General features: G+C 68.3%; 20 protein-coding genes and 1 tRNA gene. 14 read left to right on the top strand and 7 right to left on the bottom strand.

The window, feature by feature from the left end:
• Positions 1-299: 299 nt before the first annotated feature.
• The 6 genes from paoA (at position 300) to FHT32_RS13450 (ending at position 6654) form a co-directional block, all read left to right on the top strand.
• A complete protein-coding gene (gene paoA / locus FHT32_RS13425; RefSeq protein ID WP_176665130.1) occupies positions 300-953 on the top strand; it encodes an aldehyde dehydrogenase iron-sulfur subunit PaoA in 654 nt (217 codons plus the stop codon).
• A complete protein-coding gene (locus FHT32_RS13430; RefSeq protein ID WP_176665131.1) occupies positions 950-1900 on the top strand; it encodes a xanthine dehydrogenase family protein subunit M in 951 nt (316 codons plus the stop codon). Before paoA ends, FHT32_RS13430 begins: the two co-directional genes overlap by 4 nt.
• Positions 1901-1902: 2 nt before the next feature.
• Positions 1903-4113 (top strand): aldehyde oxidoreductase molybdenum-binding subunit PaoC, encoded by a 2211-nt coding sequence (gene paoC, locus FHT32_RS13435; protein ID WP_176665132.1) that lies wholly within the window; start codon positions 1903-1905, stop codon positions 4111-4113.
• Positions 4114-4220: 107 nt separating this feature from the next.
• Positions 4221-5255 carry a thiamine pyrophosphate-dependent dehydrogenase E1 component subunit alpha gene (locus FHT32_RS13440; protein WP_176665133.1) on the top strand — a complete coding sequence of 345 codons (1035 nt, stop codon included), beginning with the start codon at positions 4221-4223 and terminating at the stop codon, positions 5253-5255.
• On the top strand, positions 5252-6211 hold the full coding sequence (locus FHT32_RS13445; protein WP_176665134.1) for an alpha-ketoacid dehydrogenase subunit beta: 960 nt from the start codon (positions 5252-5254) through the stop codon (positions 6209-6211). Before FHT32_RS13440 ends, FHT32_RS13445 begins: the two co-directional genes overlap by 4 nt.
• A gap of 17 nt (positions 6212-6228) precedes the next feature.
• The gene (locus tag FHT32_RS13450; protein ID WP_176665135.1) at positions 6229-6654 is read left to right on the top strand and encodes a MarR family winged helix-turn-helix transcriptional regulator; all 426 of its coding nucleotides are present in this window, start codon (positions 6229-6231) and stop codon (positions 6652-6654) included.
• 127 nt (positions 6655-6781) lie between these two features.
• Here FHT32_RS13450 and FHT32_RS13455 read toward each other — a convergent pair whose 3' ends face one another.
• Positions 6782-7567 (bottom strand): SDR family oxidoreductase, encoded by a 786-nt coding sequence (locus FHT32_RS13455; RefSeq protein WP_176665136.1) that lies wholly within the window; start codon positions 7565-7567, stop codon positions 6782-6784.
• A 122-nt stretch (positions 7568-7689) separates the two neighbouring features.
• Here FHT32_RS13455 and FHT32_RS13460 point away from each other — a divergent pair, with 122 nt between their 5' ends.
• Positions 7690-8649, top strand: coding sequence for a LysR family transcriptional regulator (locus tag FHT32_RS13460; RefSeq protein ID WP_176665137.1), 960 nt, complete (start codon positions 7690-7692; stop codon positions 8647-8649).
• A gap of 91 nt (positions 8650-8740) precedes the next feature.
• Positions 8741-9766: a tripartite tricarboxylate transporter substrate binding protein gene (locus tag FHT32_RS13465; RefSeq protein ID WP_176665138.1), complete on the top strand. Its 1026-nt coding sequence runs from the start codon at positions 8741-8743 to the stop codon at positions 9764-9766.
• Positions 9767-9889: 123 nt separating this feature from the next.
• On the opposite strand, the gene FHT32_RS13470 is transcribed toward FHT32_RS13465, so the two are convergent.
• Positions 9890-10213 carry a DUF1840 domain-containing protein gene (locus tag FHT32_RS13470; protein ID WP_176665139.1) on the bottom strand — a complete coding sequence of 108 codons (324 nt, stop codon included), beginning with the start codon at positions 10211-10213 and terminating at the stop codon, positions 9890-9892.
• Positions 10214-10227: 14 nt separating this feature from the next.
• On the bottom strand, positions 10228-11499 hold the full coding sequence (locus FHT32_RS13475; protein WP_176665140.1) for a cyclopropane-fatty-acyl-phospholipid synthase family protein: 1272 nt from the start codon (positions 11497-11499) through the stop codon (positions 10228-10230).
• A gap of 131 nt (positions 11500-11630) precedes the next feature.
• Here FHT32_RS13475 and FHT32_RS13480 point away from each other — a divergent pair, with 131 nt between their 5' ends.
• From FHT32_RS13480 to FHT32_RS13505, 6 genes are read left to right on the top strand one after another with little or no spacing between them, the layout of a single operon-like run.
• Entirely contained in the window at positions 11631-14015 is a 2385-nt protein-coding gene (locus tag FHT32_RS13480) for a bifunctional salicylyl-CoA 5-hydroxylase/oxidoreductase (protein ID WP_176665141.1), read from the top strand.
• Position 14016: 1 nt separating this feature from the next.
• Positions 14017-14499, top strand: a complete 483-nt coding sequence (locus FHT32_RS13485) for a MarR family winged helix-turn-helix transcriptional regulator (RefSeq protein ID WP_126183779.1) — start codon at positions 14017-14019, stop codon at positions 14497-14499.
• Positions 14496-15350 (top strand): enoyl-CoA hydratase family protein, encoded by an 855-nt coding sequence (locus FHT32_RS13490; RefSeq protein ID WP_176665142.1) that lies wholly within the window; start codon positions 14496-14498, stop codon positions 15348-15350. The genes FHT32_RS13485 and FHT32_RS13490 overlap by 4 nt, the downstream gene beginning before the upstream one ends.
• 4 nt (positions 15351-15354) lie before the next feature.
• Complete coding sequence (locus FHT32_RS13495; RefSeq protein ID WP_176665143.1) at positions 15355-16548, top strand: acyl-CoA dehydrogenase family protein; 1194 nt, start codon at positions 15355-15357, stop codon at positions 16546-16548.
• A gap of 5 nt (positions 16549-16553) precedes the next feature.
• On the top strand, positions 16554-18179 hold the full coding sequence (locus FHT32_RS13500; protein ID WP_176665144.1) for an AMP-binding protein: 1626 nt from the start codon (positions 16554-16556) through the stop codon (positions 18177-18179).
• Entirely contained in the window at positions 18176-18574 is a 399-nt protein-coding gene (locus FHT32_RS13505; RefSeq protein WP_176665145.1) for a RidA family protein, read from the top strand. Before FHT32_RS13500 ends, FHT32_RS13505 begins: the two co-directional genes overlap by 4 nt.
• 156 nt (positions 18575-18730) lie before the next feature.
• Here the strand turns inward: FHT32_RS13505 and FHT32_RS13510 are convergent.
• From FHT32_RS13510 to rpsD, 4 genes are all read right to left on the bottom strand, one after another.
• Positions 18731-18807, bottom strand: a tRNA-Met gene (locus tag FHT32_RS13510).
• A gap of 18 nt (positions 18808-18825) precedes the next feature.
• Positions 18826-19224, bottom strand: coding sequence for a 50S ribosomal protein L17 (gene rplQ, locus FHT32_RS13515; protein WP_176665146.1), 399 nt, complete (start codon positions 19222-19224; stop codon positions 18826-18828).
• 95 nt (positions 19225-19319) lie between these two features.
• Entirely contained in the window at positions 19320-20309 is a 990-nt protein-coding gene (gene rpoA / locus FHT32_RS13520) for a DNA-directed RNA polymerase subunit alpha (protein ID WP_009124827.1), read from the bottom strand.
• A 142-nt stretch (positions 20310-20451) separates the two neighbouring features.
• A complete protein-coding gene (rpsD, locus tag FHT32_RS13525; RefSeq protein WP_093196104.1) occupies positions 20452-21075 on the bottom strand; it encodes a 30S ribosomal protein S4 in 624 nt (207 codons plus the stop codon).
• Positions 21076-21145: the final 70 nt, after the last annotated feature.

The raw sequence follows: 21145 nt of genomic DNA on the forward strand, positions 1-21145 counted from the left end.
CACCTCATCGGATCGGGCAAGAAAGCAAGAGGATTGCTCTATCGATCGGCGTGCCGCTTCAGAAGAATGGGAGTCCCTGGCCCCGCTCGCAGGCGGGGACCGATTCCGATGCGGGAAGCCGGCCGGTACGTCGCCGCGGCTCCCGCCCTGAGAACCTTTTTCCGAAGCCAGCGATTCCATGAGCCACGGACAGGGGGCAACAGCCGCCGTTCTCCTACTGCCGAAGCCCATGGGCCGCGATATCAGCACTGATCAGCATTGATCGCCACCCACCCGAACCTCGAACAGCAGGAGCCGACATGGACAGTCCCACGACCCCACTGATCTCCCGGCGCGACGCGCTCCTCGCAGGAGCAGCCACCGCCGCGGCGATCTCGACCTCATCCGCGCCAGCAGCGCCGGCGACGGCACAGGCGGCACCCGCGGCCAGCGCCGCCGGATTCCGCGCGAAGCTCTCACTGAGCGTCAACGGCACGGCGCACGCGCTCGACCTGGACACGCGCACCACCCTGCTCGACGCACTGCGCGAGCACCTGCAGCTCACGGGCACCAAGAAAGGCTGCGACCACGGCCAGTGCGGCGCCTGCACGGTCATCGTCGACGGCAGGCGGATCAACTCCTGCCTGACGCTCGCCGTGATGCACGACGGCGCGCAGGTCACGACCATCGAGGGCCTGGGCACGCCGCAGAACATGCATCCGCTGCAGGCCGCCTTCGTCAGGCACGACGGCTACCAGTGCGGCTACTGCACGCCGGGACAGATCTGCTCGGCGGTGGCGGTGATCGACGAAGTCAGGCGCGGCATCCCGAGCCACGTGAGCGCCGACCTCACGGCCCGCCCCATCCTCTCGGCCGAGGAACTGCGCGAGCGCATGAGCGGCAACATCTGCCGCTGCGGCGCCTACTCCAACATCGTCGAGGCCATCACGGAAGTGGCGGGGAGCAAGGCATGAAGGCTTTCACCTACGAGCGCGCCGCGACCCCGGCGCAGGCCGCGTCCGCCGTGGCGGGCCGGCCCGGCGCGAAGTTCATCGCTGGCGGCACCAACCTGCTCGACCTCATGAAGCTGCAGATCGAGGCGCCGGTGCACCTGGTCGACGTGAACGGCCTGGCGCTGGACCGCATCGAGCCGACGCCAGAGGGCGGCCTGCGCATCGGCGCGCTGGTGCGCAACACCGACCTGGCGGCCGACGAGCGCGTGCGCCGCGACTACGGCGTGCTCTCCCGCGCGCTGCTGGCCGGCGCATCGGGTCAGCTGCGCAACAAGGCGACCACCGCGGGCAACCTGCTGCAACGCACGCGCTGCCCCTACTTCTACGACACCGACCAGCCCTGCAACAAGCGCCGCCCCGGCAGCGGCTGCAGCGCCATCGGCGGCGTGACGCGGCAGCTCGCGGTGATCGGCGGCAGCAAGTCCTGCATCGCCACCAACCCCAGCGACATGGCCGTGGCGATGCGCGTGCTGGACGCCTCCGTCGAAACGGTGCGGCCCGACGGACGCACCCGCGTGATCCCGATCGCCGACTTCCACCGCCTGCCCGGCGACACGCCCCACGTCGAGACGGCGCTGGAGCGCGACGAGCTCATCACCGGCGTCACGCTGCCCAGGCCCGTGGGCGGCACGCACGTCTACCGCAAGGTGCGCGACCGCGCCTCCTACGCCTTCGCGCTGGTGTCGGTCGCGGCCATCGTGCAGCGCGACGGCTCCGGCCGGGTGGCGCTGGGCGGCGTCGCGCACAAGCCGTGGCGCCTCGAGGCTGCCGAATCCGCCATGCCGCAGGGCGCGAAGGCCGTGACCGCGCGGCTGCTCGCCGACGCGCAACCCACCCACGAGAACGCGTTCAAGCTGCAGCTCGCCGAGCGCACGCTGGCCGCGGCCATCACGCAAGCGAGGAGCTGAGCATGAGATTCGACACCCCCGCCACCACCAACCCCATCGATCAGCTGAAGATCATCGGCAAGCCCACCGACCGCATCGACGGCCCGATGAAGACCACCGGCTCCGCGCGCTACGCCTACGAGCGCAACACCGAGATGCCGAATGCTGCCTACGGCTACGTGGTGGGCGCAGGCATCGCGAAGGGCCGCATCGCGTCGATGGACACAGCCGCCGCCCGGGCGGCGCCGGGCGTGCTGGCCATCGTCACCGCGCGCAATGCGGGCAAGCTCGCCAAAGGCGACTTCAACACGGCGAAGCTCCTGGGCGGCCCGGAGATCGACCACTACCACCAGGCGGTGGCGCTGGTCGTGGCCCAGACCTTCGAGCAGGCGCGCGCGGCGGCGCAGCTGCTGCGCATCGAATACGAGCGCACGCCCGGCCGCTTCGACCTGGCCGCCGAGAAGGGCACGGCGCAGATGCCCGCCGCCAACCCCTTCTCGGGCGAGCCGCAGACGAAGACGGGCGATTTCGCCGGCGCGTACGCGGCCGCCCCCGTGCAGCTCGACGCAACCTACACCACGCCCGACGAGTCGCACGCGATGATGGAGCCGCACGCCTCCATCGCGCAGTGGCAGGGCGACAAGCTCACCATCTGGACCTCGAACCAGATGATCGCCTGGGGCGCCGGCGACGTCGCCAAGACGCTCGGCATCCCGAAGGCGAATGTGCGGCTGATCTCGCCCTTCATCGGCGGCGGCTTCGGCGGCAAGCTGTTCGTGCGGGCCGACGCGCTGCTCGCGGCGCTGGGCGCGCGGGCTGCGCGGCGGCCCGTGAAGGTGGCGCTGCCGCGGCCGCTGATGGCGAACAACACCACGCACAGGCCTGCGACCATCCAGCGCATCCGCCTGGGCGCCGGCCGGGACGGCAGGCTCACCGCCATCGCCCACGAAGGCTGGTCGGGCGACCTGCCGGGCGGCCAGCCGGAGACCGCCGTGAACCAGACCCGGCTGCTGTACGCCGGCGCGAACCGCCTCACGACCACGCGCCTGGCCGTGCTCGACCTGCCCGAGGGCAACGCGATGCGCGCGCCAGGCGAAGCGCCCGGGATGATGGCGCTGGAGATCGCCATGGACGAGATGGCCGAGAAGCTGGGCATCGACCCGATCGAGTTCCGCGTGCTCAACGACACGCAGGTCGATCCCGAAAAGCCGCAGCGCCCCTACTCCCAGCGCAAGCTGATCGAATGCCTGCGCACAGGCGCCGAGCGCTTCGGATGGAACAAGCGCAACCCGGCGCCGGGGCAGCAGCGCGACGGCCGCTGGCTCGTCGGCATGGGCGTGGCCGCCGCGTTCCGCAACAACCTGGTGATAAAGTCCGGCGCGCGCGTGCGCCTGGACAACCGGGGCATGGTCACGGTGGAAACCGACATGACGGACATCGGCACCGGGACCTACACCATCATCGCGCAGACCGCCGCCGAGACCATGGGCGTGCCGCTCGACAAGGTGCTGGTGCGCCTGGGCGATTCGGCGCACCCGGTCTCGGCCGGCTCCGGCGGGCAATGGGGCGCCAACAGCTCGACCTCGGGCGTCTTCGCGGCATGCATGAAGCTGCGCGAAGCGGTCGCCTCCAGGCTGGGCCTTCCGGTGGCCGAGGCGGAGTTCGCCGACGGCATGGTGCGCGCCGGCTCGCGCGCGGTGCCGCTGGCCGAAGCGGCGGGAGCGCAGGGGCTGGTGGTGGAGGACAGCATCGAATTCGGCGACCTCGACAAGAAGTACCAGCAGTCGACCTTCGGCGCGCATTTCGTGGAAGTCGGCGTCGATGCGGCCACCGGCGAGATACGCGTGCGGCGCATGCTCGCGGTGTGCGCCGCGGGGCGCATCCTGAACCCGAAGTCCGCGCGCAGTCAGGTGATCGGCGCGATGACGATGGGCGTGGGTGGCGCGCTGATGGAAGAGCTCGCGCTCGACAAGCGGCACGGCTTCTTCGTCAACCACGACCTGGCGGGCTACGAGGTGCCGGTGCACGCCGACATTCCGCACCAGGACGTCGTCTTCCTCGACGAGACCGACCCGATCTCCTCGCCGATGAAGGCCAAGGGCGTCGGCGAGCTCGGCATGTGCGGCGTCGCCGCGGCGGTGGCGAACGCCGTCTACAACGCGACGGGCGTGCGGGTGCGCGACTACCCGATCACGCTCGACAAGCTGCTGGATCGCCTGCCGCCCGTGGCCTGAACCCTGCGGGGAAGCAGAGGGAGCGGCGGGTAAGCCCGGTGCCGCGAGTCCGTCTCGGTTGATACGATTTTTTCCGGAACGCCCGCTCCAAGGGCGTCGGAGACAAGATGGACTCGAGCATTTCCAGCGGCGGCGCGCACGGCGCGGGTGTGGCCCTGTACCGCGTCATGGTGCGGATACGGGCCTTCGAGAACGCGGCGGAGACCGCCAGCCAGGGTGGCGTGAGTGCCTACGGCCAGCAGGCGGCGGGCGCGGCCAAGGTGCGCGGACCGTTGCACCTGTCGACGGGGCAGGAGGCGGTGCCGGCCGGCGTCTGCGCCCACCTGCGCGCGAGCGACTACCTCACTTCCACTCACCGCGGCCACGGCCACACGCTGGCCAAGGGCGCCGACCTCGCGCGGATGATGTGCGAGTTGTTCGGCAAGGCCACCGGCTTCAACGGCGGCAAGGGCGGCTCGATGCACATTGCGGACTTCTCGGTCGGCATGCTGGGCGCCAACGGCGTGGTGGCGGCGGGGCTGCCGATCGCGGTGGGCGCGGCGCACGCGCAGAAGCTACTGAACAAGGGCGACGACATCACCGTCTGCTTCTTCGGCGACGGCGCGATCAACCGCGGCCCCTTCCTCGAGGCGCTGAACTGGGCGCGGGTGTACGAGCTTCCGGTGCTCTTCGTCTGCGAGGACAACCGCTGGAGCGCGACCACCGCGAGCGGACCGATGACGGCCGGCGAAGGCGCCTCGGCGCGCGCAGAGTCGCTCGGCATCGCGTCCACGCAGGTCGACGGCAACGACGTGTTCGCGGTGCACGCGGCCGCCGCGAGGCTGGTGGCCGAAGTGCGCGCCGGCGGCGGGCCGCGCCTGCTGCATGCGCTGACCTATCGCGTGAAGGGGCATGTGTCGGTGGACGTCGCGGCGTACCGCGATCCGGCCGAGCTGGCCGCTGCGCTCGAGACCGATCCGATCGCACGGGCGCGCGGCCATCTGCTTTCGGCCGGCGTCGCCGCCGCGACGCTCGACGCCATCGAGAACGCCGCGCGCGACGAGGTCGACACCGCCCTCGCGGTCGCCGATGCGGCCCCGTGGCCCGAGCCGGCCGCCGCCTTCACCGACGTGCAGACCGTCGGGGAGGGCCAGTGGCGATGAAGCACGAACTGAGCTATTCGGAAGCCGCCCTGCTCGCCCTGCAGCGCGAAATGGAAGCCGACCCGCGCGTGGTGGTGCTCGGCGAGGACGTGGGCCGCGGCGGCATCTTCGGCCAGTACAAGGGGCTGCAGCAGCGCTTCGGCGAAGGTCGCGTGATCGACACGCCGATCAGCGAGGCGGCGATCATGGGCGCCGGCGTGGGCATGGCGCTCGCGGGCTTGCGTCCGATGGTCGAGATGCGCGTGGTCGACTTCGCGCTGTGCGGCATGGACGAGCTGGTGAACCAGGCCGCCAAGAACCGCTTCATGTTCGGCGGCCAGGGCCGCGTGCCGCTGGTGGCGCGCATGCCCGGCGGCATCTGGGACGCGTCGGCGGCGCAGCATTCGCAGTCGCTCGAAGCCTGGTTCGCGCACCTGCCGGGCGTGGTGGTGGTGTGCCCCTCGACGCCGCAGGACAACCACGGCCTGCTGCGCGCAGCGCTGCAGTGCGGCGACCCGGTGGTCTACATCGAGCACAAGACACTGTGGGGCGCGCGCGGCGAGGTCGACGAAACCATCGCCGTGCCACTGGGCAAGGCGGCGCGCGTGCGCGAGGGCGATGCGCTCACGCTGGTGAGCTGGAGCCGGCAGATGCAGGCCTGCGCGGCAGCGTGCGATGTGCTGGCCGCCGAGGGCATCGCGGTGGACCTGATCGACCTGCGCACGCTGTGGCCGTGGGACCGCGAGACGGTGCTGTCCTCGTGCGCGCGCACCGGCCGGCTGCTCGTGGTGCACGAGGCGGTGCAGGCCGCAGGCTTCGGCGCGGAGATCGCGGCCAGCGCGGCGGAAGCCACCGGCTGCCGCGTGGCGCGACTGGGCGCGCCGCGCATTCCGGTCGGCTACGCGCCGGTGCTGGAGGCGCAGTCGCGCGTCGGCACGGAAGCGATCGTGGCCGCGGCGAAAAGGCTCGCCGGCTGAAGCACGATCGACCGGCCATGGACCCGCTCTTCTTCAAGCTGGTGAGGGTCGTGAACCTCACGGCCCGGCCCTTTCACGAGCGCGTGGGCCGCGAGCACCGGCTCACGCTCAACGAGTGGCGCACGATGGCGGTGCTAGCAGCGCAGCCCGGCCTCAACGCCACGCAGGTGGCCGACCAGACCGGCCTCGACAAGATGGCGGTGAGCCGCGCCCTCGCCGGCCTGCTGCGCCACAAGCGCGTGCAGCGCCACGACGACCCGACCGACCGGCGCAGCAGCCGGCTCTACCTCACCGCCGCCGGCAAGGCGCTGCAAGAGACGGTCGGCGCCCTCGGCCGCGAACGCGAAGTCGCGCTGTTTGGCGGCATCGATGCCGCCGAACTGGCCCAGCTCGACGCCACGCTCGACAAGCTCATCGAGGCCGTGCAGCGCAGCGGCCCCTGACCTCCCGAGCAAGGCACGCCCCATTCCAGAAACACCGCGGAACCGGCTTTGCCGGGCCGCTGGTGTTGCCCCCGGAAGGGGGTTGGCGAAGCGACACGAAGTGCGCGCAGCCTGGGGGCGAACCAAGTCACGCCGCGAAGCCGCCGTCGATGTTGAGGCTCGCACCCGTCACGAAGCCGGCTTCGGGGCTGGCGAGATAGCCGACCATGCCGGCGATCTCTTCCGGGCGGGCGTGGCGGGCCAGCGCCATCAGACCGTGCATCGACGCGGCGTTGGGGCCGTCGACGGGGTTCATGTCGGTGTTGACCGGGCCGGGCTGCACGTTGTTGACGGTGATGCCGCGCGGGCCGAGGTCGCGCGACAGGCCCTGCACCAGGCCGACCAGCGCCGACTTGCTCATCGCGTAGGCGCTGCCGCCGGGCCAGGGCATGCGCTCGGCATTGGTGCTGCCGATGTTGATGATGCGGCCGCCCTCGCCCATGTGGCGCGAGGCCGCCTTGGCCGCGACGAAGACGGCGCGCACGTTGATGGCCAGCGTCTTGTCGAAATCTTCGAGCGAGAACTCGTCGAGGGTGCCGCCGAGGAACACGCCGGCGTTGTTCACGAGGATGTCGATCCTGCCGAAGGTGCGGGCGGCTTCGTCGATGCCGGCGGTGAGGGCCGCGGCGTCGGCGCTGTCGATCTTCAGCGCGAGGGCGCGGCCGCCTTCGGACTGGATGCTGCGCACCAGTTCGTCGGCGGGGGCTGCCGAGGCGGCGTAGCTGAAGGCCACGGCGGCGCCGTCGCGTGCCAGGCGGCGCACGATGGCCGCGCCGATGCCGCGCGAGCCGCCGGTGACGAAGGCGACCTTGCCGGCCAGGACGGGGGAAGCAGAAGAAGAGGAGGACGAGGAGGAAGCGGTGTCGGAGGCCATGATTTTTCCGTTGAAGTGGAGGAAGAAGGCCTCAGTCTGAGCCTTTCATTCCGTCTCCGGTAGCCATCAATCCATCCAATCAAATTCAACCAACAGTTGAAGATGAGACCGACAATGCCGTCATGGAACCGCTCAACCACCTCGAATCCTTCGTGCAGAGCGCGGAGGGCGGCAGCTTCTCCGAGGCCGCACGGCGCCTGGGCCTGACGCCGGCCGCCGTCAGCAAGAACGTGGCGCGTCTGGAGGCGCGGCTGGGCCTGCGGCTGTTCCAGCGCAGCACGCGCAGCCTGAAGCTGACCGAGGGCGGCGAGCGCTTCCTCGCGCAGATCGGCGGTGCGCTGGCCACGCTGCGCGAGGCGGTGGCGGGCGTCGACACCGACGACGGCCAGCCCTCGGGCACGCTGAAGGTCAGCATGGGCCAGGCCTTCGGGCGCGAGCACGTGCTGCCGCTGATGGGCGGGTTCCTCGCGCGCTACCCGGCCATCGTGCCCGACTGGCACTTCGACAACCAGCAGGTCGACCTGGTGGGCGAAGGCTTCGACGCGGCCATCGGCGGCGGCATCGAGCTGCCGGCCGGGCTGGTGGCGCGCGAGCTGGCGCGCATCCACGTGGTGGCGGTGGCCTCGCCCGCGTACATGGAGGGGCGCAAGCCGCCCGGGCATCCGTCGGACCTGGCGGCGCTCGACACGCTGATGCGCCGCTCGTCGCCCACCGGGCGCGTGCGCAGCTGGACGCTGCGGCGCGTGCGCGGCGCGGGCGGAGGCGGAGGCGGAGGCGAAGGCGAAGGCGAGGTCAGCGTCGAGCTTCCGCGGCCGCGCGCCATCTTCAACGACCCCGAGGCGATCGCGCATGCCGCGCTGATGGGGCTGGGCGTGGCGATGCTGCCCCTGCCCTTCGTGGAGCGCGGGCTGCGCAGCGGCGAACTGCTACGGCTGGTGCCCGACTGGTACCAGGAGGCGGGGGCGGTGTGGCTCTACTACCCGAGCAAGAAGCTGCTGCCGCCGAAGACGCGGGTGTTCATCGATTTCGTGCTGGAGCGCTTCCGCGAGGAGCGGTTCGCGCAGCGGATGCAGGTGGCCTGAGGCGCCGCGAACTGCGCGCTGCGAACTCCCTCACGCAGCCACGGGGTTTTCACCCGCGACGGCCGGGGCGTGCGCCTGTACAAACGCGCGCATGACCAATCAGACTTTCTCTTTCTCCCTGAATCGCCGCACCGCGCTGGCCGCATCCGTTGCCGCCGCGCTGACCCTCATCACCGCGCCCTCGTGGGCCCAGGCCACCTGGCCGACCAAGACAGTGCGCATCGTCGTGCCCTTCGCGGCCGGCGGCACCACCGACATCCTGGCGCGCGCCGTGGCGCCCGAGCTTTCGAAGGCCTTCGGCCAGCAGTTCATCGTGGACAACCGCGCGGGCGCCGGCGGCAACGTGGGCGCCGAGATCGTGGCGCGCGCGCCGAACGACGGCTACACGCTGCTGATGGGCACGGTGGGCACGCACGGCATCAACCGCGCGCTGTACCCCAAGCTGCCCTTCGACCCGATCAAGGACTTCGCGCCGATCACCCTGGTGGCCGCCGTGCCGAACGTGATGGAGATGAACGCAGAAAAAGCAAAGTCGCTGAACATCCACAACGTGCAGGACTTCATCAAGTACGCCAAGGCCAACCCCGGCAAGCTGAACATGGCCTCCAGCGGCAGCGGCACCTCGATCCACTTGGCTGGCGAGCTGTTCAAAAGCATGACGGGCACCTTCATGGCGCACATCCCGTACAAGGGCTCGGGCCCGGCGCTGCTGGACATGGTGGGCGGGAATGCCGACGTGATGTTCGACAACCTGCCCTCGTCGATGGCGCAGATCAAGGCCGGCAAGCTCACCGCACTGGCGGTGACGAGCGCGCAGCGTTCGCCGGCCCTGCCGGACATTCCGACAGTGGCTGAAGTGGGCGGCCCCTCGCTCAAGGGCTACGAGGCGAGCTCGTGGTTCGGGCTGCTGGCGCCGGCGGGCACCTCACCGGAGACCGTGAACCGCATCCAGCAGGAAGTGGCCAAGGCGCTGGGCACGCCGGCCATGAAGGAGAAGATGCTCGCGCAGGGCGCGATCCCGAGCGGGAATTCGCCTGCGGACTTCACGAAGCTCATTGCGAGCGAGCATGTGAAGTGGGCGAAGGTGGTCAAGGACTCCGGCGCAAAGGTGGACTAACCCCCAGGCTGCGCGCACTTCGTGTCGCTTCGCCAACCCCCTTGCAGGGGGCAACACCTACGGACCGGCAGAGCCGGATCCGTGGTGTTTCACGAAAGGGCGGGGGCGGCTGATCTTTGGTGATCAGGTCTTCCAGGTCACGTCCTTCTTTTCGGCCAGGGAGTCCTTGAGCATGTGCAGCAGCGGGACGGCGCGCTGGTGCAGGCCGACGTGCTGCTTCTCGGCCTCGTTGGCGTGGCCTTCGACGGCGTAGTCGTCGTTGTTGTGGGCGTTGGAGGCCTCGCGCGCCAGGGCGGCTTCGAGGGCCGCGATGGCGCCGGGGATCTGTTCGACGGTGATGATGCCCTGCGGGGCGGCGGACTTGCCGACGATCTCGAGCAGTTGGCGGGCATGCACTTCGAGCATCACGAAATCGGGAGCGGCCCGGGACTGGAATCGATAGAGCATGGTGTTGTTCTCACTCACTTGTTATAGATGTAGTCACGTGCAAAAGGGTACACCGATTGCGCGCCGCGAAGGACGCCGTGTTCGACCTTCCCGTCGGGCCGGGTGGAAAGCATCTGGTGCAGCGAGATCCAGCCCTGCTCGAAGCTCATTGCCGAGCCCGCGAGGTAGAGGCGATAGGCGCGCAGGATGCGTTCCGCGTTCTCTTTCTGGCGGCCGCCGCTTCGTTGCAGCACTTCCCGCGCGGCGTCGAGCTGCGACTCCAGCGCGTCCGACCAGGCCCAGAGCGTGCGCGCGTAGTGCGGCCGCAGGCTCTCGGTGTCGACCATCTCCAGGCCGGCCGCGGCGGTCTCGCGCAGCACGTGCGTCACGTGCAGCAGCTCGCCGCCGGGGAAAATGTATTTCTCGATGAAGTCGCCCATGCCGGCGCCGAGCTGGCGGTAGTTGAGCTCGCCGGAGGTGATGCCGTGGTTCATCACCAGGCCGCCGGGCTTGAGCAGCGAATGGATCTTGCGGAAGTAGGTCGGCATGTTGGCCGCCCCCACGTGCTCGAACATGCCGACGGAGGAAATCTTGTCGAAGGGCTTGTCGGTGGGCACTTCGCGGTAGTCGCGCAGCTCGACGCGCACCCGGCCCTGCAGGCCCTTTTCCTCGATGAGCCGCTGCACGTGCGCGTGCTGGTTCCTCGACAGCGTGATGCCGGTGGCGTCCACGCCGTAGTGCTCGGCCGCCCAGAGCAGCAGCGCGCCCCAGCCGGAGCCGATGTCGAGGTAGCGCTCGCCAGGCTGCAGCATCAGCTTGCGGCAGATGTGGTCGAGCTTGGCTTCCTGCGCCTGCGCCAGCGTGAGCTCGGGCGTGCGGAAGTAGGCGCATGAATACACGCGGCGCGGGTCGAGCCACAGCGCGTAGAAGTCGTCGGAAACGTCGTAGTGGAACTCGATCTGCGCTGCGTCCTTGCGCAGCGAGTGCGAGCCGTGCGACTTGGCCCGGCGCTGCAGGCGGCTCCACCAGCCGGTGTCGGTCTCCGCCGGGTTGCCGGGGAGCATGCCGACCGTGGCGTCGATCAGGTCGCGCATGGCGCCTTCGATCTGCACCTTGCCCTCGACGTAGGCCTCGCCGATGGCCCCCACCTGCCGCGCCGCCAGCTTGGCGAGCACCGTCCATTCCTTGAAGGCCAGGGTGACGCGGGCTCCGGCCTGTGCGACGCGCCGGCCATCCGGCAGCTCGAGCGCGATGGGGACAGGCAGCGACGCCAGCTGCGACTCGATCTTGGGTATCAAGTGTTGCATGGAGCCATGGTATTGATTTTTCCAAGCTTTTGCATGACTTCCCGTGTCGGCGCAAGCCGCGATCTGCGGCGGCTTCGGGCCGGCGAGAACCCGGATTGACATTGGATTGTTTATGTCTAAACTATTTAGCCATGAACAGCCTCGACCCGTCCAAGTTCGCTCCCGCCTCGGATCTCCAACGCATCCTGTGCATCGGCGGCGGGCCGGCAGGCCTGTACTTCGCCCTGTTGATGAAGGCGCGCAACCCGTCGCTGCAGGTCACCGTGGTGGAGCGCAACCGCCCCTTCGACACCTTCGGCTGGGGCGTGGTGCTGAGCGACCAGACGCTCGCCAACCTGCGCGCGGCCGACGCGCCGACCGCGGCGCTCATCGGCAACGAGTTCCACCACTGGGACGACATCCAGGTCTTCTTCAAGGGCAGCCAGGTGCGCTCCGGCGGCCACGGCTTCTGCGGCATCGGCCGCAAGCGGCTGCTCAACATCCTGCAGGAGCGCTGCCTCGAACTGGGCGTCGAGCTGGTGTTCGAGACCGACGTCGCCGACGACCAGGCGATTGCCGCCAGGTACAAGGCCGACCTGGTGATCGCCAGCGACGGCCTCAACAGCCGCATCCGCCAGCGCTACGCCGACGTGTTCAGGCCCGACATCGACCTGCGCAACTGCCGCTTCGTGTGGCTGGGCACGCACCAGACCTTCGACGCCTTCACCTTCGCCTTCGAGCAGACCGAGCACGGCTGGTTCCAGGCGCACGCCTACCAGTTCGACGACAAGACCTCGACCTTCATCGTCGAGACGCCCGAGGCCGTCTGGAAGGCCCACGGCCTCGACCAGATGGAGCAGCCCGAGGCCATCGCCTTCTGCGAGAAGCTCTTCGCCAGGTACCTCGGCGGCCACTCGCTCATCAGCAACGCCACGCACCTGCGCGGCTCGGCCAACTGGATCCGCTTTCCGCGCGTGGTGTGCGAGCGCTGGACGCACCGCATCGACGTCGAGGGCCGCTCCGTGCCCGTGGTGCTGATGGGCGACGCGGCGCACACGGCACACTTCTCGATCGGCTCGGGCACCAAACTGGCGCTGGAGGACGCGATCGACCTGGCCAACGAGTTCGCGCAGGGCGGCACGGTCGACCACGTGCTCGAAGGCTACGAGGCGCGCCGCAGCGTCGAGGTGCTGAAGATCCAGAACGCCGCGCGCAACTCCACCGAATGGTTCGAGAACGTGCCGCGCTACACCGGCATGCAGATCGAGCAGTTCGCGTACTCGCTGCTCACCCGCTCGCAGCGCATCAGCCACGAGAACCTGCGCCTGCGCGACACGCAATGGCTCAGCGGCTACGAGCAGTGGCTCGCAGGCGGCAAGGCGATGCCGCCGATGCTCATGCCGCTGAAGGTGCGCGGGCTCACGCTGAAGAACCGCATCCTGGTGTCGCCCATGGCCACCTACAGCGCGGTCGACGGCATGCCGCAAGACTTCCTTTTGGTGCACCTGGGCGCACGCGCGCTCGGCGGCGCGGCCATGGTGTTCGTCGAAATGACGAGCCCGACGCCCGAAGGCCGCATCACACCCGGCTGCACGGGCCTCTACAACGACGCGCAGCAGGCCGCCTTCAAGCGCATCGTCGATTTCGTGCACACGCAGTCGAGTGCGAAGATCGCCATGCAGCTCGGCCACAGCGGCCCCAAGGGCTCGACCCGCGTCGGCTGGGAAGGCACAGACGAACCGCTCGAAAGCGGCAACTGGCCGCTGCTGGCCGCGAGCGCGCTGCCCTACGGCGAACAGAACCAGCTGCCCGCCGCCATCTCGCGCGCCGAGATGGACACGCTGCGCGACCAGTTCGTCGACTCGACCCGCCGCGCCGCCGAATGCGGCTTCGACTGGCTCGAGCTGCACTGCGCGCACGGCTACCTGCTGTCGGCCTTCATCAGCCCGCTCACCAATTTGCGCACCGACGAGTACGGCGGCGACATCGAGGCGCGCTGCCGCTATCCGCTCGAAGTGTTCCGCGCCATGCGCGCCGCGTGGCCCGCCGACAGGCCGATGAGCGTGCGCATCTCGGCGCACGACTGGGCGCCCGGCGGCAACACCGACGCCGACGCCATCGTGGTCGCGCGCCTCTTCAAGGAGGCCGGCGCCGACTTCATCGACGTGTCGTCCGGCCAGACCACGCGCGCCGCCAAGCCGGTGTACGGCCGCATGTACCAGACGCCGTTCTCCGACCGCATCCGCAATGAGGTCGGCATCTCGACCATCGCGGTGGGCGCCATTACCGACGCAGACCAGGCCAACAGCATCATCGCGGCGGGCCGCGCCGACCTGTGCGCCATCGCGCGCCCGCACCTGGCCGACCCCGCATGGACGCTGCACGAAGCCGCCAAGCTGCAGAGCCGCGACGTCGAGTGGCCCGTGCAGTACCTGAGCGGGCGCGACCAGATGTACCGCGAGATCGCCAAGCAGCAACAGCTCACGGCCGCCGCCAATGCCGCGATGGCCGCGCAGAACAGCGAGGAGACGCACTGACATGGACCTCGAAGCGCGCGCACACAGCGAACACCCGGAGGCGCTGCGGCTGTGGCTCCGGCTGCTCACCTGCACCCAGCTGATCGAGAAGCAGGTGCGCAACGAGCTGCGCTCCCAGTTCGCCACCACGCTGCCGCGCTTCGACCTGATGTCGCAGCTCGAGCGTTCGCCCGAGGGCCTCAAGATGAACGAGCTCTCGCGCCGCATGATGGTGACGGGCGGCAACGTGACCGGCATCACCGACCAGCTCGTGTCCGAGGGGCTGGTGGAGCGCATCAACGTCGAGGGCGACCGCCGCGCATGGCGCGTGCGCCTCACGCCGCGCGGGCGCAAGCTCTTCAATGAAATGGCGCAGCAGCACGAGGACTGGATCGTCGAGGCCTTCGCGGGCCTCAGCGCCAAGGAGATCGCGCAACTGCACAAGCTGCTGGGCAAGGTCAAGCAGCACTCGCACAACCAACTACTGATGGCGGAGACCGAATGAAGCACTACATCGGCGCGGGCAATCCCATGCGCGCCCAATTCGAACCCAAGGCGGCCTACAAGGCGGAGCACTTCGCATGGAGCTTCGAGGCCGGCGTGGGCACCATCACGCTGAACCGGCCCGACCGCAAGAACCCGCTGACCTTCGACTCGTACGGCGAGCTGCGCGACCTGTTCCGCGCGCTGGTCTACGCCACCGACGTGAAGACGATCGTCGTGACCGGCGCGGGCGGCAACTTCTGCTCCGGCGGCGACGTGCACGAGATCATCGGCCCGCTGACCGGCATGCGCATGCCCGAGCTGCTGGAGTTCACGCGCATGACGGGCGACCTGGTGAAGGCGATGCGCGCGTGCCCGCAGCCCATCGTCGGCGCGATCGACGGCGTGTGCGCGGGTGCCGGCGCGATGATCGCTCTGGCCTGCGACCTGCGCTACGGCTCGCCCGCCACGCGCACCGCTTTCCTCTTCACGCGCGTGGGCCTCGCCGGTGCGGACATGGGCGCGTGCGCCCTGCTGCCGCGCGTGATCGGCCAGGGCCGTGCGTCGGAACTGCTCTTCACCGGCCGCGCGATGACGGCGCAGGAAGGCCATTCCTGGGGCTTCTTCAACGCACTGCATGAAAGCGATGCGCTGCTCGAGGCTGCGACCAAGGTCGCGCGCGACCTGGCCGAAGGCCCGACCTTCGCGCACGGCATGACGAAGACGATGCTGTCGCAGGAATGGTCGATGACCATCGACCAGGCCATCGAAGCCGAAGCGCAGGCACAAGCCATCTGCATGCAGACCGAGGACTTCAAGCGCGCCTACGAAGCCTTCGCGGCCAAGCGCAAGCCGGTCTTCGGCGGGGACTGACGCGATGTTGACCAAGGCTCCCGCACCACCTTCGACGGCGCACCTCGCGCTGCCCTTCTTCGACGACGCGCACCGCGCGCTGGCCGACGGCCTGCTGCCCTGGGCCGACGCGCAGCAAGTCGACGAGCACGACGACCGCGCGGCCTGCCGCGACTGGGTCCAGCGCCTCGGCGCCGGCGGCTGGCTGCGCTACTGCGTGCCGGGCAGCTCCGGCGGCGCGCTGGAGCGGCTCGATTCGCGCGCCCTCGTGCTGCTGCGCGAGACGCTCGCCTACCACTCGCCGCTCGCCGACTTCGCCTTCGCGATGCAGGGTCTGGGCAGCGGCGCGATCACGCTCGCGGGCACGCCGCAGCAGCACACCGACTACCTGACCGCCGTGGCCAAGGGCAGCAGGATCGCGGCCTTCGCGCTCAGCGAGCCCGAAGCCGGCTCCGACGTGGGCGCGATGGCGATGCGCGCCGAAGCGACCACCGACGGCTGGAAGCTCGACGGCGAGAAGACCTGGATCAGCAACGGCGGCATCGCCGACTTCTACTGCGTGTTCGCGAAGACCGACCCGGCGGGCGGCACGCGCGGCATCACGGCTTTCATCGTCGATGCGAAGACGCCGGGCCTCGACACCTCCGAGCACATCGACGTGATGGCGCCCCACCCGCTGGCCACGCTGCGCTTCGAGAACTGTGTCGTGCCGCGCGCCGCGCAACTGGGCGAACTCAACGGCGGCTTCAAGCTCGCGATGCGCACGCTCGACATCTTCCGCGCCTCGGTGGCCGGGGCGGCGCTCGGCATGGGCCGGCGCGCGCTGGCGGAAGCGATCGCTCATTCGAAGAAGCGCCGCATGTTCGGCCAGACGCTGGCGGACTTCCAGCTCACGCAGGCGAAGCTCGGCGAGATGGCCGCGCTGATCGACGGCGCAGCGCTGCTCACCTACCGCGCCGCATGGATGCGCGACGACGCCGAGCGACGCGGTGCACCGGCAGTGGGCGACGTGTCGGCCGCCGCGGCCATGGCCAAGATGTGCGCCACCGAGAACGCGAGCCGCGTGATCGACATGGCGCTGCAGATGCACGGCGGCCTCGGCGTGAAGGTTGGCACGAAGGTTGAAAGCCTCTACCGCGACATCCGCTCGCTGCGCATCTACGAGGGCGCGACGGAAGTTCAACAACTGATCATCGGCAAATCCGTTCTACGGGGATAAACACCGTGTCTGCCCAAGTCGACCGCTTCGTTCACGACCGCTTGCCGCCCGCGGCACAGCTGCCCGTCTTTCGCTACGACCTGCCCGAGCTGCAGCTGCCCGACCAGCTCAACCTGGTCGAGGAACTGCTCGACAAGGCCGCAGCGAAGGGCTTCGGCGACAAGCCGATGCTGCGCTCGCCGCAGGGCACGCTGACCTATGCGCAGGCGGCCGTCGAGGTCAATCGCATCGCGCAGGTGCTGGTCGAGGATCTCAAGCTGGTGCCGGGCAACCGCGTGCTGCTGCGCGGCGGCAATTCGGTGGCGATGGCGCTCGCGTGGCTCGCGGTGGTGAAGGCCGGGCTGATCGCCGTGGCGACGATGCCGCTGCTGCGCGCGAAGGAGTTGGGCGACATCATCGAGAAGGCCCAGCCCGTGGCCGCGCTGTGCGACGGGCGGCTGCTCGACGAGTTGGCGATCGCGCAGCGCGAGCATCCGGTGCTTGCCACGGTGGTGGCATTCAACAAGCCCGATGCCGACGACTCGCTCTCGGCGCGCGCAGGGAAGAAGAGCGGCGTATTCCAGGCCTGCCCCACGGCGTCGGACGACATCGCGCTGCTGGCTTTCACCTCGGGCACCACGGGCAAGCCGAAGGCGCCCGTCACCACGCACCGCGACGTGCTCGCGATGTGCCAGACCTGGCCGCGCCACGTGCTGCGCGCGCGCAGCGACGACATCGTGGTGGGCTCGCCGCCGCTGGCCTTCACCTTCGGGCTCGGCGGCTTGCTGGTGTTTCCGATGTGGGCCGGCGCCTCCGTCTACTTCCCCGATGCGCCTTTCACGCCCGAGGGGCTGGTGAAGCTCATCAACGAGGTCGGCGCGACCATCTGCTACACGGCGCCCACGTTCTATCGCCAGATGGCGCCGTTCGTGAAGCAGCACGGCATGCCCACGCTTCGCATCAGCGTGAGCGCCGGCGAAGCCCTGCCCGATGCCACGCGGCAGCTGTGGAAGGAAGCCTCCGGCATCGAGATGCTCGACGGCATCGGCGGCACCGAGGTCTTCCACATCTACATCTCGGCTGCCGGCGCCGACGTGCGCCGTGGCGCGGTCGGAAAGGTCGTGCCGGGCTTCACCGCGAAGGTGGTGGACAACCAGGGCAACGAAGTGCCGCGCGGCACGGTCGGCAAGCTCGCGCTGCAGGGGCCCGTGGGCTGCCGCTATCTCGACGACGCACGGCAGACCGATTACGTGAAGAACGGCTGGAACTATCCGGGCGACTCGTTCGTGCAGGACGACGACGGCTATTTCTTCTACCAGGCGCGCGCCGACGACATGATCATCACCGCCGGCTACAACGTCGGCGGGCCGGAGGTCGAGGACGCGCTGCTCAAGCACCCCGCGGTGGCCGAGTGCGGCGTGATCGGCAAGCCCGATCCGGAGCGGGGCATGATCGTGAAGGCGTTCTGCGTCCTCAAGCCGGGCAACGAAGGCAATGCCGCCCTCGTGAAGGTGCTGCAGGACCACGTGAAGGCGACCATCGCGCCGTTCAAATACCCGAGGGAGATCGAGTTCGTGCCGGCGCTGCCGCGCACCGAAACCGGCAAGCTCCAGCGATTCAAACTGAGACAACCCAACACGACGACATCATGATCAACAAACTCCTGCAACCCGAAGGCTGGCTGCCTCCCAAAGGCTATGCGAACGGCGTCGCCGCTCGCGGAACGATGCTGTTCATCGGCGGCCAGATCGGCTGGAATGCACAACAGCAGTTCGAGTCGGACGACTTCATCGACCAGTGCGGCCAGGCGCTGCGCAACATCGTCGAGGTGCTACGCGCAGGCGGCGCAGGTCCCGAACACATGGTCCGCATGACCTGGTACGTGACGGACCGTGACGAATACAGCCGGCGGCTGGGCGAACTCGGCCCGGTTTACCGCGACGCGATGGGCCGCAACTTCCCGGCCATGACCTGCGTGCAGGTGGCGGCGCTGGTGGAGCACCGGGCGAAGGTCGAAATCGAGGTCACAGCGGTCGTACCGGACTGAGCCTCATCGCCGGCCCAAAAACAGGAATGCCCTCATTGCGAGGGCATTTCTTTTTGCGATTCCTTTTGCCTTTCGTGGCAGTTGATCGGCAAAGAAGAGCGACAGAAAAGCGAAAAAGAAAAAGGCCCTTTGATTTCTCAAAGGGCCTTTTTAATTTGGTTGCGCGAGCAAGATTTGAACTTGCGACCTTTGGGTTATGAGCCCAACGAGCTACCAGGCTGCTCCATCGCGCGGCAGACTTAGATTATAGCTTATTCAGCAGCGTTTTGCTCGGCTGCGTCTTCTTTAATTTCAGGACGATCAACCAGTTCGACGAGCGCCATTGGGGCATTGTCGCCCACGCGGAAACCCATCTTCAGGATGCGGGTGTAGCCACCCGGACGCGCGGCGAAACGCGGGCCGAGTTCGCCGAAGAGCTTGACGACGCTGTCGCGGCTGCGCAGGCGGTCGAAGGCCAGGCGCTTGTTGGCAACGGTGGGCTTCTTGGCCAGGGTGATCATCGGCTCGATGACGCGGCGCAGTTCCTTGGCCTTGGGGACCGTGGTCTTGATGACTTCGTGCTCGATGAGCGAATTCATCATGTTCTGCAGCATCGCGAGGCGGTGCGAGCTGGTGCGGTTGAGTTTGCGGAGTCCGTGTCCGTGACGCATGGTGCTTTCCTTTACTTTATAAAAACAGGCAGCCGTGTCAGGTACTGCCCGGTGCACTGGCCCTTTTCAGGGGCCTCTTTCAAAAATTCAAATAATCAACGCTTGTCGAGGCCGGCCGGCGGCCAGCTTTCGAGCTTCATGCCCAAGGTCAGGCCGCGCGAGGCAAGCACTTCCTTGATTTCGTTGAGCGACTTGCGACCCAGGTTCGGGGTCTTGAGCAGCTCGTTCTCGGTGCGCTGGATCAGGTCACCGATGTAGTAGATGTTTTCGGCCTTCAGGCAGTTGGCCGAACGCACCGTCAGTTCGAGTTCGTCGACAGGACGCAGCAGGATCGGATCGAACTGCTGTGCGCTGCGCGGAGCCGGAGCGTCGAACGCAGCGAGTTCGCCGCCTTCGAGCTGCGCGAACACGGCGAGCTGCTCGACCAGGATTTTAGCCGATGCGCGCACAGCGTCTTCGGCGGTGATCGCACCGTTGGTTTCGATCTCGACCAGCAGCTTGTCCAGGTCGGTGCGCTGCTCCACGCGGGCGCTCTCGACGGTGTAGCTCACGCGCTTGACGGGCGAGAACGAGGCGTCGAGGACGATGCGGCCGATCGACTTGGTCGGCTCGTCCGCGTAGCGGCGCATCGTGCCGGGCACGTAGCCGCGGCCCTTCTCGACCTTGATCTGCATGTCGAGCTTGCCGCCTTGCGACAGGTGGGCGATCACGTGGTCGGGGTTGATGATCTCGACGTCGTGCGGGGTCTGGATGTCCGAAGCCAGGACCGGACCTTCGCCGTCCTTGCGCAGGCTCAGCGTGACTTCGTCGCGGTTGTGGAGCTTGAACACCACGCCCTTGAGGTTCAGCAGGATGTTGACGACATCTTCCTGCACGCCGTCGATCGACGAGTACTCATGCAGAACGCCAGCGATCGTGACTTCGGTGGCCGAGTAGCCCACCATGGACGACAGCAGAACGCGACGCAGCGCGTTGCCGAGCGTGTGGCCATAGCCGCGCTCGAAAGGCTCGAGCGTCACCTTGGCCTTGTTGGCGGCAAGTTGCTCGACCTGGATGGTCTTGGGTTTCAGCAGGGTGGTTTGCATGCAGACTTCCTCTCAATACCCCCGGCTCGTTACACCGGTAAGGCTGGTGAAGCACCTGAGCCGCGACGAAGCGCGGAGCAGGAACGTGAACAACAAAAACAATCTCCCGCCGGCGCGTGGAAGCGCAGGCGGGTAGAAAAAATCAACGCGAATACAGTTCGACGATCAGCGATTCGTTGATGTCGGCTGCGAATTCGTCGCGATCGGGCACCTTCTTGAACGTGCCTTCGGCCTTGTCGGCGTTCACGTCGACCCATGCCGGAATACCGACTTGCTGGGCGAGTTGCAGCGCTTCGACAACGCGGGTCTGCTTCTTCGACTTGTCGCGCACGGCGATCACGTCACCGGTCTTGACCAGGTACGACGGGATGTTGACCGACTGACCGTTCACCGTGATCGCCTTGTGCGACACCAGCTGGCGCGCTTCGGCGCGGGTCGAGCCGAAGCCCATGCGGTAAACGACGTTGTCCAGGCGCGATTCGAGAATGAACAGCAGGTTGGCGCCCGTGTTGCCACGACGGCGGTCGGCTTCCTCGAAGTAGCGGCGGAATTGCTTCTCGAGCACGCCGTACATGCGCTTGACCTTCTGCTTCTCGCGCAGCTGCAGGCCGTAGTCGGAGGTGCGCTGACCCGAGGTGCGGCCATGCTGGCCGGGCTTGGAGTCGAACTTGGCCTTGTCCTGGATCGAACGGCGGGCGCTCTTCAGGAACAGGTCGGTGCCTTCACGGCGGGAAAGTTTGGCCTTGGGGCCGAGGTAACGTGCCACGATTTTTCCTTTGTGTCATCTGCCGCAGTTGCCTACGGGAGCCGTCGGCAGCATGCCGATGGCGGTGGGC

This window comes from Variovorax sp. SG517, from assembly GCF_013376045.1.
Classification (GTDB): domain Bacteria; phylum Pseudomonadota; class Gammaproteobacteria; order Burkholderiales; family Burkholderiaceae_C; genus Variovorax.